At 71.8% G+C, this 12,126-nt stretch carries 12 protein-coding genes; 6 read left to right on the top strand and 6 right to left on the bottom strand.

All coding sequences use genetic code 11. The annotated features are described in order from the left end of the window. Positions 1 to 65: 65 nt before the first annotated feature. On the bottom strand, positions 66 to 1,625 hold the full coding sequence (locus tag ABGA98_RS11350; protein ID WP_347618347.1) for a bifunctional 3'-5' exonuclease/DNA polymerase: 1,560 nt from the start codon (positions 1,623 to 1,625) through the stop codon (positions 66 to 68). An 85-nt stretch (positions 1,626 to 1,710) separates the two neighbouring features. Continuing rightward, a complete protein-coding gene (locus ABGA98_RS11345) occupies positions 1,711 to 3,195 on the bottom strand; it encodes a metallophosphoesterase (protein WP_347618165.1) in 1,485 nt (494 codons plus the stop codon). 179 nt (positions 3,196 to 3,374) lie between these two features. Here ABGA98_RS11345 and ABGA98_RS11340 point away from each other — a divergent pair, with 179 nt between their 5' ends. After that, positions 3,375 to 3,737 carry a tetratricopeptide repeat protein gene (locus ABGA98_RS11340; RefSeq protein WP_347618164.1) on the top strand — a complete coding sequence of 121 codons (363 nt, stop codon included), beginning with the start codon at positions 3,375 to 3,377 and terminating at the stop codon, positions 3,735 to 3,737. Between the two features lie 179 nt (positions 3,738 to 3,916). Here ABGA98_RS11340 and ABGA98_RS11335 read toward each other — a convergent pair whose 3' ends face one another. Next, complete coding sequence (locus ABGA98_RS11335) at positions 3,917 to 5,488, bottom strand: FAD-binding oxidoreductase (RefSeq protein WP_347618346.1); 1,572 nt, start codon at positions 5,486 to 5,488, stop codon at positions 3,917 to 3,919. 31 nt (positions 5,489 to 5,519) lie between these two features. Between ABGA98_RS11335 and ABGA98_RS11330 the strand changes: the two genes are divergently transcribed. The 4 genes from ABGA98_RS11330 (at position 5,520) to ABGA98_RS11315 (ending at position 8,991) form a co-directional block, all read left to right on the top strand. Further along, on the top strand, positions 5,520 to 6,044 hold the full coding sequence (locus tag ABGA98_RS11330) for a helix-turn-helix domain-containing protein (protein ID WP_347618163.1): 525 nt from the start codon (positions 5,520 to 5,522) through the stop codon (positions 6,042 to 6,044). A gap of 51 nt (positions 6,045 to 6,095) precedes the next feature. Then, on the top strand, positions 6,096 to 7,607 hold the full coding sequence (locus tag ABGA98_RS11325; RefSeq protein WP_347618162.1) for an FAD-dependent oxidoreductase: 1,512 nt from the start codon (positions 6,096 to 6,098) through the stop codon (positions 7,605 to 7,607). Between the two features lie 126 nt (positions 7,608 to 7,733). Continuing rightward, positions 7,734 to 8,579, top strand: coding sequence for a sucrase ferredoxin (locus ABGA98_RS11320; RefSeq protein ID WP_347618161.1), 846 nt, complete (start codon positions 7,734 to 7,736; stop codon positions 8,577 to 8,579). A gap of 100 nt (positions 8,580 to 8,679) precedes the next feature. Continuing rightward, complete coding sequence (locus ABGA98_RS11315) at positions 8,680 to 8,991, top strand: WhiB family transcriptional regulator (RefSeq protein ID WP_101784355.1); 312 nt, start codon at positions 8,680 to 8,682, stop codon at positions 8,989 to 8,991. Positions 8,992 to 9,492: 501 nt separating this feature from the next. On the opposite strand, the gene ABGA98_RS11310 is transcribed toward ABGA98_RS11315, so the two are convergent. Then, positions 9,493 to 9,726 (bottom strand): DUF397 domain-containing protein, encoded by a 234-nt coding sequence (locus tag ABGA98_RS11310; RefSeq protein WP_132631172.1) that lies wholly within the window; start codon positions 9,724 to 9,726, stop codon positions 9,493 to 9,495. A gap of 135 nt (positions 9,727 to 9,861) precedes the next feature. Beyond that, positions 9,862 to 10,743 (bottom strand): helix-turn-helix transcriptional regulator, encoded by an 882-nt coding sequence (locus tag ABGA98_RS11305; RefSeq protein WP_347618160.1) that lies wholly within the window; start codon positions 10,741 to 10,743, stop codon positions 9,862 to 9,864. A gap of 266 nt (positions 10,744 to 11,009) precedes the next feature. Here ABGA98_RS11305 and ABGA98_RS11300 point away from each other — a divergent pair, with 266 nt between their 5' ends. Continuing rightward, positions 11,010 to 11,339 (top strand): ATP-binding protein, encoded by a 330-nt coding sequence (locus ABGA98_RS11300; protein ID WP_347618159.1) that lies wholly within the window; start codon positions 11,010 to 11,012, stop codon positions 11,337 to 11,339. Positions 11,340 to 11,408: 69 nt separating this feature from the next. Here the strand turns inward: ABGA98_RS11300 and ABGA98_RS11295 are convergent, their stop codons facing one another. Then, a complete protein-coding gene (locus ABGA98_RS11295) occupies positions 11,409 to 12,044 on the bottom strand; it encodes a phosphoribosyltransferase family protein (RefSeq protein WP_347618158.1) in 636 nt (211 codons plus the stop codon). Between the last annotated feature and the right edge of the window lie 82 nt (positions 12,045 to 12,126).

The following is a 12,126-nucleotide window of genomic DNA, read 5'->3' as shown; positions in this document are numbered from 1 at the left end:
CCCTGCCGACCGTCTGTTCGGGAACAGCCACCCGCTCGGGAAAGCCCCGCGAGAAGGGGACGCGCCTATTTGGCGTCGGCGTAGGAGGTGACCGCCACGGCCTCCATGGGGAAGCGCACCGGCGTCCGCCCGAACAGCAGCCTGCTCGCCTCGGCCGCCGCCGCGGACACCGCCGCCATCACCTCGTCGGCCTGCTCCAGCGGGCAGTGCACCATCACCTCGTCGTGCTGGAAGAACACCAGCCGGGCCGGCTCGGGCAGCAGCCCCCGCAGCACCGCCATCAGCGCCAGCGCCCACTCGGCGGCCGTGCCCTGCACCACGAAGTTGCGCGTGAACCGCCCTCGGTCCCTGGCCGCCCGCCCGCCCTCGGGCCCCGACACCAGCTCCTTCCACCGCGCCGACGGGGGCGGGCAGGTGCGCCCGAGCCAGGAGCGCACGAGCCGCCCCTCCTCGCCCGCCTTCGCCGCGTCCTCGACGAACTGGTACGCCTTGGGGAAGCGCTGCCGCATCACCGTGAGCAGCTTGGACGCGTCGCCGCTGGTGCCGCCGTACATGGCGGACAGCATCGCGATCTTGGCGTTGGCCCGCTCGCCTCCGAACGACTGCGCCAGCGCCGCATAGAGGTCGATCTCCCCCGCCGCCCTGGCCAGCCCCCCGTCACCGGCCATCGCCGCCAGCACCCGCGGCTCCAGCTGGGCCGCGTCGGCGACGATCAGGCTCCACCCCTCGTCGGCCACCACCACCCGCCGCATCACCTTGGGGATCTGCAGCGCCCCGCCGCCGCTGGTGGCCCACCGCCCGGAGACCACCCCGCCCACCACGTATTCCGGGCGGAAGCGACCGTCGCGCACCCACTGGTCGGCCCACGCCCACCCGTGGGCGCTGAACAGCCTCGCCAGCTCCTTGTAGGCCAGCAGCGGCGCCACGGCGGGGTGGTCGACGCGTTTCAGCTCCCACGACCTGGTCGTCTTGAGCGTCACCCCGGCGCCCTTGAACGCCTTGACCAGCTGCTGCACCGAGTCGGGGTTGACCGGGTGGCCGAACGCCGCCGCCACCTCCGAAGCCAGTGCCTGCAGCTTGGCCGGCCGCATGCCGTGCACGGGCCGCGGGCCGAGCAGCTCGGTCAGCAGCTCGTCGTGCACGTCCGCGCGCCAGGGCATGCCGTCGTGCGCCATCTCGGCCGCGATGAGCGCCCCCGCGGACTCCGCGGCGACCAGCAGCCGGAACCTCCCGGGCTCGGGCAGCGCGGCGATGCGCCCGAGCTGGCCTGCCAGCACCTCCGCCACCGCCTCCGCACCGAGCGGCTCGGGCGCGAACAGCGTGCCGGGCGCGCTCGGCTCGTCATCGGGCACCACCAGCCCGTGGAGCCTGGCGTGCGCGGCCCTGGCGGATCGGGCCTCGCCGTGTCGGCCCTCGTGCGCCAGCAACAGCCCCTCGGTGAGCGCGATGTCGTGGCAGCGCGCGACCCGCACACCGGCCGCCACCAGAGGCGTGTAGTCCTCCCTGGCGTCGGCCCAGACCCAGCGCGGACGCTCGGCCGCCTCGAGCTCGGCGACGGCCCGCGCCAGATCGGCGGGACGGCGAGGAGAGCCACCGACGGGGAGCAGCGTCTCTCCCGCGACCACGACATGCACGTGGTCAAGAGTGCCAAACGCCTCCGACAGTGCCGGGAACGGGCCGGGAACGGGCCGGGACCGGGCCGGGACCGGTTCACGCGAGGCTGATGCGCACCTCGTCCTCCAGCGGCGGATCCAGCTCCTGCGCCAGGCACCCGGTGGCGGCGAAGCAGCGCAGGGTCAGCTCGCCCGGCGTGACCGTGACGTGCATCAGCTGCTTGAAGAAGGGCGGGGTGTCCCAGTCGGACAGCTCGGACAGGTAGTGGTGGAACACCTTGTCCACGGGCAGCCTGAACGGCCACGGCCAGGCCCCGAGCAGCCGCGCCGCCCACCGCATCCTGCGGGTGATCGCGACGGTGCCCTCCGGGGTCCTGACCGGCCGGTTCTTGACGTGCTCCGACATGACGCACGCGGCCTCCGCGGGCGTGAGGTAGAGCCACTTCATCCGCAGCCTGGTGGCGTAGAGCTGGCTGTAGAACGACAGCGAGTCGCCGCGCAGCGGGTAGCACCTGAAGTCGTCCTCGTGCACGCCGGCCACGTCGACCCGCTCGATGGTGTGCGTCGCGTGCATGAACGCGCCGCCGCCCCCTGAGACGATGTACTGAATCACCCGGTCCCCCACCTTGACCGGATAGCGCTGGTAGTTGTGCACGTCGCCGCCGATGGCCGCGACGTACCGGTGTGCGGGGTCGCGCACGATGTCGTCGATCGTGCCGCCTTCCTCCAGCGGTGACGGCTTGTAGGCGTTGGCGGTGTAGATGGGCTTGCCCGTCACGAGGATCTTGGGCCGGGGGTCGAGCGAGACCCGCCGCAGCCACGCGGTCTGCCCCTTGTCGATGGTGTTCCTGATGCCGGTGTCGACGCCGACGACGAGCAGGTCGTCGCTCTCGATCGCCCAGTACGGCCCCGGCTGCCTCGCCTGCTGGGACGGCCTTCCCCTGAGCTGCCGCGCTTCGGCCAGCCGCTCCTCGTCGATCGGCTCCGGTCTGCGCCACAGCAGTCCGCGGATCCCGCGGTCGGGCTTCGGCTTGAGCTCGGCGTCGCAGAAGACCCGCATGAACCCGCCGAGTCCGTCGTACCAGTCGTGGTTGCCGGGGATGGCGTAAATAGGGGCGTCATAGTCCTTGTACGGACGGAAGAACTTGTCGCCGTACTCGTTGCCCGATCCCGTCGGATAGACCACATCGCTCGCGATGACCGCGAACGACGTTCCCTGCCCGAGTTTTAACATCCCCGGAACAACGGCGTACTGAGAAGCGTCTCCCTCCCCCGTATCACCGAGCAGCAGGAAACTGAAATTCCTCGCGGCAGGTGCCTTGATACGAAATTCCGGATCAATCCCGCGCGCTTCCTGAGCGGCCACCCACTGCGCCCGCACCTGCCCGGACGGATCGCCGAACAACCCCGCGAGCACCTCGTTACGCGAGCGCCACAACGTCCGCAGATTGAGCCAGCTGAAACCTCGCCTGTGCGGTCTGAGCTGCGCGAACGTCCCCACCTGCGGGCACGCCCACCCGGCGCCCGCCTCCGACGCCCGCGAGGAAAGCTGCTTTGCGCGTTCGGCCGCGACATCCACCATGGCCACATCTTTACGGTGATCTACCGATCACGCATCTTCAACGCTCCGTACAGCCAGGGACGCGGAGGGTGCACCATGGTGTACCCTCACCACCCCAAGCAAGCGGTTGGGACCGCCGAGGGGAGGCTCCCATGACCCGTAACGGCCCTGACGACGCGACTCGCAGAGGCACATCCGAAGTGGACGCCATTGAGGGTTTACTGGCTTATGCCCAGACTCGACCCCGGTGGGGTGGATCGGCGGTCAAGAGCCTGAGCGAAGCCATCGCCAGGAGCCGGGTTCTGTTCGGGGAGTCGCCGGAGGAATACTCGGGCCTGCTGGCCCGGTCCCTGATTACGGGAGCGAGGCTGCTGCTCGCGCGCGGGCGGCCCGCGGAGGCGCTGCCGCTGGCCGAGGAGGCGGTGGCGCTCACCCGTTCGGCGGGCGGCGCCCCGCTGGTGGCTTCGCTGTACCGGCTCGCCGCCGTGCTGGAGGCCCTCCACCGCTACAGCGAGGCCGCCGCGCTCGTGGCGGAGGCGGACCAACTCCTCCCGCCCGGCTGACCACCGCCGGCGTCCGCCCCCGGCACACGCCACGCCGTCCGCCCCCGGCGCACGCCGCCTCCCGGCCGGTCACCCGCCCGGCCGCACACCCCGGAGAACGGGTACAGCCCGGAGAACGGGCGCACCCGTTCTCAGCCCCGGCTGCGCGGCCGGGAGTGGCGCCGCGTCCAGCAAGGGCTTCACGCCGGTTCGACCGGCGGGACGAGCACGCCAGGGTTGAGGATGCCCGCGGGATCCAGCCGGGCCTTGACCGCGTCCAGGACGCTCACACCGACGGGACCCAGCTCGGCCGCGTACGCGTCGCGATGGTCGCGGCCGACCCCGTGGTGGTGCGTGATGGTGCCGCCCGCCTCGACGATGGCCGCGTTCACTTCCGTCTTGGCCCGCTCCCACTGGGCGACCGGGTCGGCGTCCTGCGGGGTCACGACGGTGAAGTACAGCGAGGCGCCGGTCTCGTACGCGTGGGAGATGTGGCACATGACGAGCGGCGAGCCGAGCGCCCCGAGCAGCGCGAGCCGCACCGCGTCGTAGAGGCGCGGCAGGTTCGCCCAGAACCCGGCCGTCTCCAGCGTCTCGACGGTGGCGCCGGCAGCGAGCAGCGAGTCGCGCAGGTACGGCGCCGAGAACCGGCCGTGCTCCCACGCCTCACCGGGACCCGCGCCGAGCGGTTCGCCGCCCAGCCGCGCCAGCACGGCGGAGACGGCCGGCCGCCGACCGGTGTCCGCGGCGCCCTCGTGGCCCGCGATCAGCAGGCAGCCGGAGCCGCCCGAGCCGATGGCGTCCGGCTCGGCCAGGCCGACCATGGTCTCGGTCTCGTCGGACAGCCGCAGCACGGCCGGCATGATCCCCTCCTGCGCCAGCGCCCGCACGGCCGCGGAGCCGGCCGCGAACGACGCGAACCGCCACCCCTCGTAGCGGCGCTCGGCGGGCGCGCGGCGCACCCGCAGGCGCAGCGACGTGATGACGCCGAAAGCGCCTTCTGAGCCGAGGACGAGCTGCCGCAGGTCGGGCCCGGCCGCCGACTTGGGGGCGCGGCCGAGGTCCAGGGTGCCCGCCGGGGTGGCGACGGTGAGGCCCATCACCATGTCGTCGAAGCGCCCGTATCCGGCGGAGGCCTGGCCGCTGGAGCGGGCGGCCGCGAAGCCGCCGAGCGTGGCGTACTCGAACGACTGGGGGAAGTGCCCGAGCGTCAGCCCGCGCGCGGCGAGCAGCCGCTCGGCCTCGGAGGCCCGCGCACCCGGCTCGAACTCGGCCACCATCGACTCCGTGTCCACCGACCGCAGCCGGTCGAGCCTGGCCAGGTCGAGCGCGACGACTCCGGCGAATCCGGCGCGGGCGGCCGCGAGACCGCCCACGACCGAGGTGCCGCCGCCGAAGGGCACGACCGCGATCCGCTCGGCCGAGCACAGCCGCAGCAGCTCGGCCACCTCCTCGTGCGAGCCGGGCAGCACCACGGCGTCGGGCGCGTCGGAGCCGTCGCCCGCGCGCATCCGCAGCAGGTCGGGGGTGGACTTTCCGCGCGTGTGCCGCACGCGGGCCTCGTGCGTGGTCAGGACGTGTTCGGCGCCGGCCACCCCGGCCAGCGCCTCGACCAGCGGCCCCGGCAGGGCGACCGGCGGGACCCGCACCTCCTCCAGCGCGACGGCGGGGACGGCGGGCGCGCGCACGCCGAGCAGGTCGTGCAGCAGCGTGCGGATCTGCTCGGGCAGCTCCCGGGCGCGGGCGGGGTCGCCCCATCCCGACCACGACATGGGTTCTCCAGGCATGGGTACACTGTGACACATGACGTCGATTCGTCACAACGACGGGATGCTGGACGCCGCCCGCGACTGCGTGCTGGCCTACGGAGTGCGCAGGACGACCCTCACGGACGTGGCGCGCAGGGCCGGGGTGTCACGGATGACGATCTACCGCCGCTGGCCCGACGTGCGCACGCTGGTCGCCGACGTGATGACCAGGGAGTGGGTGCGGGTGATCGCTGAGCTGGACATGTCCGATCCGGTCCGCGCGGTCGTCGCGGGCGTGCGGGGGCTGCGCGCGCACCCCTTGTGGCGCAAGATCGTGGAGGCGGATCCCGAGCTGCTCCTCCCCTACCTGCTCGACCGGCGTGGGGCAACCCACGAGGCCGTGCTGGAGGTGCTGGAGCGGGGCTTCGGCGATCCGCGCAAGGCCAGAGCGGTGCTGCTGGTGGCCCAGTCGTTCCTGCTGTCCGCTCCGACCATGCTCGGCCCCGTGACCGTGGACGACCTCGACGACGAACTCACCGCGTTGCTGGAGGGATACCTTGACCGACGAGAGAGCCGCTGACCGCGCCGCCGCCGCGGCCCTCACCCCGCGCGCACGAAGGACGGCGGGCTGATGGGCGCGGCCGACCCAGGGAGTTCGCTGAACGCCCGCAGACGGGCCCGCGAGCTGCGCCGGGCAGCCGAGGAGCGGGTGGACGTGCTGGTGGTGGGGCTCGGCGCGACCGGCGCGGGCGCCGCGCTCGACGCCGCGTCCCGCGGGCTGAGCGTGGCCGCGATCGACGCCCACGACCTCGCGTTCGGCACGTCCAGGTGGAGCTCGAAGCTCGTCCACGGCGGGTTGCGCTACCTCGCCAGGGGGCAGGTCGACGTGGCTTACGAGAGCGCGGCCGAGCGCGGGATCCTGCTCCGCACGACGGCTCCGCACCTGGTCAAGGCGCACCCGTACGTGCTGCCGCTGACGCCCGCGGTCTCGCGGCGGCAGGCGGCCATGGTGGCGGCCGGCTACCGGATGGGCGACGCGCTGCGGGCCGCCGCCCGCACGCCGCGCCGCCTGCTGCCCGGCCCCACGCGGCTCACGGCGGCCCGTACCCGCACCCTGGCGCCCGTGCTCGGCGGCGACGGCCTGCGCGGCGCGCTGCTGTCGTGGGACGGCCGGCTGCTCGACGACGCGCGGCTCGTGGTGGCGATCGCCAGGACCGCCGCCGCGCGCGGGGCCCGCGTGCTGACCCGCTGCCGCGCGCTGCGGCTCTCGGAAGAGGGCGCGGACGTACGCGACGAGCTGACGGGCGAGGAGTTCACCATCCGGGCCGGAGCGGTGATCAACGCGACGGGAGCGTGGGCGGGATCGCTGGACCCGCAGGTGAGGCTGCGTCCGTCACGCGGCACCCACCTCGTCCTCTCCCCCGGCACGCTGCCCGGGCTGATCGCGGGCCTGCACGTGCCCGTCCCGGGAGAGAGCGACCGGTTCGCGCTCGTGCTCCCCCAGCACGACGGCCGCGTCTACGTCGGGCTCACGGACGAGCCGGTGGACGGGCCGGTGCCGGACGTCCCCGAAGCCCCGGAGGAGGACGTCAGAACGCTCCTGGAGGTGCTGAACGGCGTTCTTGAGGCCCCGGTGACCAGAGAGGCGGTCGCGGGCGCGTACGCGGGCCTCAGGCCCCTCCTGGCGGCCGACGGGAGGACGGCCGACCTGTCCCGGAGGCACGCGGTCCTGTCCGGCGGCGGCGTCGTCACGGTCGTGGGGGGCAAGCTGACGACATATCGCCGCATGGCCGAGGACGCGGTGGATCGAGCGGTCTCGGACAGGAGGCTGCCGGGCGGCCGGAGCCGTACGAAGAAGATCCCGCTCGTGGGGGCGGGCCCGCAGCCGTCCGGGGTGCCCATGCGGCTGGCCGAGCGGTACGGCGCCGAGGCGCGGGCCGTGCACGAGCTCGTCAAGGCGCACCCCGAGGAGGTCGGGCTCGGCATCACCAAGGGAGAGCTGCTGTGGTCGGTCCTGCACGAGGGCGCGCTCGACGAGGGCGACCTGCTGGACCGGCGGACCAGGATCGGCCTGGTCAGGCGGGACAGGGAGCGCGCGCTGCCCGCGACACGGGACGTACTGCGCGGAACACCCCACGCCTGATGGCGCCAAGCCGTTAGATTAGGCTTACCTAATCTGATCGGGGAAGGGGTACGGGCGTTGGCGACGGGCTGCGAGCATCCCATCGGGTGCCACACGGGCGGGGTGCCCACACTGGCGAGCGCGACCGTGGGAGCCAGGCTCTGGCTGCTCATCGAATACACCGGCGCCTGGCCCTCGCGCCTGGAAAACTTCGAACTTCCTCAAGAAATCTCCGAACTCGTCCGCCGGGCGCTCGAACGCGGTATCAGGCCCCAGCTGATCCGCCGCCCGGGAAAGCGGACCCGCCCGCGGGAGCAGGGGATCCGTGTGCTACTGGGTCACGCGGCCGGTGATCGTCCATGGCTCGCAGGGGGCGTCGTCGCAGGTCCTGACGATCTTGACCTGGACGCTTTCGTGGCCGGAGTGGTCCCGGAGTCCTGCATACTTGAAGACGAGCCGGTATTTCTGGTCTGCACGCACGCCAAGCGCAATGTGTGCTGCGCCCGCATTGGATTGCCCCTCGCTCGGTCACTGGCCGAATCTTTGCCGGACAGAGTGTGGGAAACGTCACACGTTGGCGGCGATCGCTACGCCGCCAACCTCGTGTGCTTGCCACACGGAATTTTCTACGGCAGCATGTCTCAGGCTGCTGCACTGGCAGCGGCTAACGCGTACCGGTCGGGCGAGATCATTCTCGACCGCTACCGGGGACGCGCAGGCATCCCTGAGCCATTGCAAGCCGTGGAACACTTCGCCCGAGCCCATACGGGAGAGTGTTCCGTCGGCGCGGTGGCCGTGGAATCCTCCAGGTCGGACGGCGACGTCACCGAAGCCATCGTGCGCTGCGGCGACGTCCGGTTCCAGGTTGTGATCGAGCCATCGGCGTTCACCGCGCCGTGTGGTACGGCTTGCGCCGAGACGATCACCACCTACCGGCTGGTTTCGCTGGACAGGCTCACGCCTGTGCGGTACGCGACGCCCGCTCTCGCCTGACCAGGGAACATCACGGCCCTACCTTGCGTTGGAACAGTGACGCCAAAAGCGTCCAATGCGGCTCAAATTCCGAAATACCTCTCACGAAGGTGGTTTTCTCATGTCTCAGGTACGTCGGCAGCTCGCCCGCCCGCGCCCCAGCTGGGGTTGGCAGGATGATGCCGCGTGCCGGGGTGAGGACCTCGTGCTCTTCTTCGGCCCCGACGGGGAGCGGCAGCCCGAGCGTGACGTACGTGAGCGGAAGGCGAAGGCGATCTGCGCCCAGTGCCCCGTCCGCACCGAGTGCCTTGACTACGCGCTGTCCCGGCCCGAGAAGTACGGCACGTGGGGCGGTCTCAACGAGGACGAGCGCGCGAGCGAGCGTCGCCGTCGTATGCGCCGCGCGGCCAGCGCCGGCATCTCCGCCGCCTGACACACACCCGGCCACGTCATCAGCCCCGCGTGATCACGCAGTTGTCCCGATGAACCAGAGCCTGGCCCTCCATGTCCAGGCCCTGGCGAACCCGGTCGGGACAACTGCCTGATCAGGCATCCTCACCTGGCACCATCCACAGCTTCACCCAACGGTCCGGCCGGGCGACATCCCGGCCAGGACCCGCGGCGATCCTCGCCCGCACCGGCATCTTCACCGGTCCCTGCGGCGACCACGTTCTCCGCGCCGGCGGCCCTTTTCGCCGGTCCGGTCTCACGCCGGCGTTGTTCATCACACGGCCGCACCGGCCCGCACGGCGATTCCCGCGGTCCCTCACCCACCGCCCCCACCCCACCGGCCGACGGTCTCTCCCAGTGATCGGGCCGGCCCACCCTGTTACGCCGCCCCCTCCAAGGGGCGCCTCTGCCACGCCCACGGTCGAGTGACCGAAATGCATCGCCGGGCAGACCGTAACCCGGCCTGCCCGGCGACGAACACCCCTCAGACGATCAGGTCGTCGAACTCCCCGTCCTTCGCTCCGAGCACGAACGCGGTGATCTCAGCCTGCGTGTAGACGAGTGCGGGGCCGTCGGGAAAACGTGAGTTGCGCATCGCTATCTCCCCCGTGGGCAGGCCGGCGACCTCGACGCAGTTGCCGTTGGGGTTGCTCTGCTTGCTCTTGCGCCAGACGACGGGAAGGCGGCCGGCGGGCGTTCCGTTGCGGAACTCGTGCATGGAGGCGGCTCCTCGCGATCTTACGGATGCACGTGCATCCGCGCTTGCGAGTTGACAATACGACAGCACGCCGCGGCACATATACCGGACGACCAAAAATCCTGGTATGCCGTGGATCACAGGGATATCAGCAGCTCAGCCGGAAATAAGCCGCTCCAGGAAGCGCCGGCTCGCCTTGGGCTCCTCGGCCTGGATGCTGAGCCGGTCCATGACCTCCATGTAGTGGTCGGAATCGGCGGGCTTGTCCAAATAGAGGGCGCTGGTGAGCTGCTCCATATACACCACGTCGGGCAGCTCGCGCTCGGGGAAGCGCAGGATGCTGAAAGAGCCGCCGGCCGCCGCGTGCCCGCCGCGGTCGAACGGCATGATCTGCACGGTGACGTTGCGCTCGGCCGTGATGTCGAGGAGGAACGCGATCTGCTCCCGCATCGTCTCGGGGCCGCCCAGCGTGCGCCGCACGACGGCCTCGTCGATCACCGCCCAGAGCGTCAGGCCGCTGTCCAGCCGTCTCTGCCGGGCCACGCGCAGCGCCACCCGGCGGTCGAGCTCCGACCGCGCGGCCTTCTCGTGGGCCAGTTCGATGACCGATCTGGCGTAGGCGGGGGTCTGGAGCAGCCCGGGGACGAACTGGTTCTCGTAGGTGCGGATGCTGGAGGCGGCGCCCTCCAGGCCGATGTAGACCTCGAACCATGACGGCAGCAGGTCGCCGTACTTGTGCCACCAGCCGGGGGCGTTGGCCTGCTCGGCCAGGGCGAGCAGCGGCTCACGCTCGGCGGGGTCGGTGACGCCGTAGAGGGTGAGCAGATCGGCCACGTCGCGCTGCTTGAAGCTGACCTGCCCGAGCTCCAGCCGGCTGATCTTGGCGTGAGATGCGCGAATCGAGTACCCCGCGTCCTCGCGCGAGATACCCTTCTCCGTGCGGAGCCTGCGGAGTTGGGTGCCGAGCAGGATCCGCAGCACCGTCGGGCTTCCGGGGGCATGGCTGAGCAGCCTTCCCTCCGCGCTCTGTGCGCTCACGCACCGCTCCTAGATCATCTGCACGTGCAGATGCGATTCGCATCCGTAAACTACGAAAAGTCTTGCATCGGTAAGCGCTCCCCGTAAAGATGGGCATTGGATCACCAGACCGCGCTTCGGGGGCCTGAATGACGACTTTCGACGCTCGGCCGCAAGCCGCCATCGGTTCCCGGCCTCCAGGATGGCTCTCGTCCGTCCTGGTGGACGGTCATGCCGGTGAGTGCGACGCCGTCTTCCCCTTCCACCAGCGCCTCGAGCCTTCGTGTGTGGCGACCGCCCGGCGGTTCGTCGACCAGACGCTCACCGCGTGGGACGTGATGGACGTGTCCTTCGACGCGCAGCTCGTGGTCTCGGAGCTGGTGACCAACGCCATGCGGCACGGCGGCGGGGTGGCCCAGCTGCGCCTGCTGTCTCATGGCGCGGAGCTCGCCTGCGTGGTGGCCGACCACAGCCACACCGTGCCGGTGGCCGCCGCGCCCGACGTGTTCTCGGAGTTCGGGCGAGGGTTGCGGCTGGTGGACGCCCTCTGCTCCACCTGGGGCTGGCTCTCCCCCGGTGGCTCGCGCAAGCTCGTCTGGGCCGTCCTCGCCGGGTGACCCGGCCGCGTGCGAACCCGTCTGGGCCGCCCTCGCCGGTCGGCTGCGCCGCTCATCGGCGTACGTCATTCACCGTGATCCCGCCTCACGGAGCAGCTCGAGCACGTCGCCGTCACTGAGCTGGTCGAAGCGCTCGTACCACTGGCCGACCGCCCTGAAGTCGACCGGCGTCAGGAGTACGACCACCTCGTCGGCCTCCTCCCGCAAAGACGCGACGGTGCCGCGCGCCCCGACCGGCACGGCCAGCGTCACCTTGTCGGGCTTGGCCGTGCCGACCGCCCTGAGCGCGGCCCGCGCGGTGCCGCCGGTCGCCAGGCCGTCGTCCACCACGATCACCTCGCGTCCCTCCAGCGGGGGCAGCGGGCGGTCACCCCGGTAGACGCTCACCCGGCGGGCCAGCTCGCGCCGCTCCCGCTCGGCCACGTCCGCGACGGACTCGGGGGTCAGCCCGAGCCGGTGCAGCAGCGCCAGGTCGAACACGGGCTCACCACCCTCGGCCACCGCGCCGACGCCCAGCTCGGGCTGCCCCGGATAGCCGATCTTCCTGGTCACGAGCACGTCGAGCCTGGCGCCGAGCCGGCGTGCGATGGGCTGGGCCACCGCCACCCCGCCGCGGGGCAGCGCGAGCACCACGGGGTCGTGGGCGTCCCGCAGCCGTTCGGCGAGCAGCGCACCGGCCTCTGCCCGGTCTGCGAAAAGCATCATGACTGCTGCCTACCCGCCGACGCCGTCTCCTCGCCTCCGCACGCCCGCCCCCGGGGCGACGAACGGCCGCCCCGGCAGGGAC

It is taken from the genome of Nonomuraea sp. B1E8 (assembly GCF_039871515.1).
Lineage (GTDB): Bacteria > Actinomycetota > Actinomycetes > Streptosporangiales > Streptosporangiaceae > Nonomuraea.
Note: the sequence above shows the minus strand (reverse complement) of the source record. Positions and strands in the feature narration are given on the sequence as shown.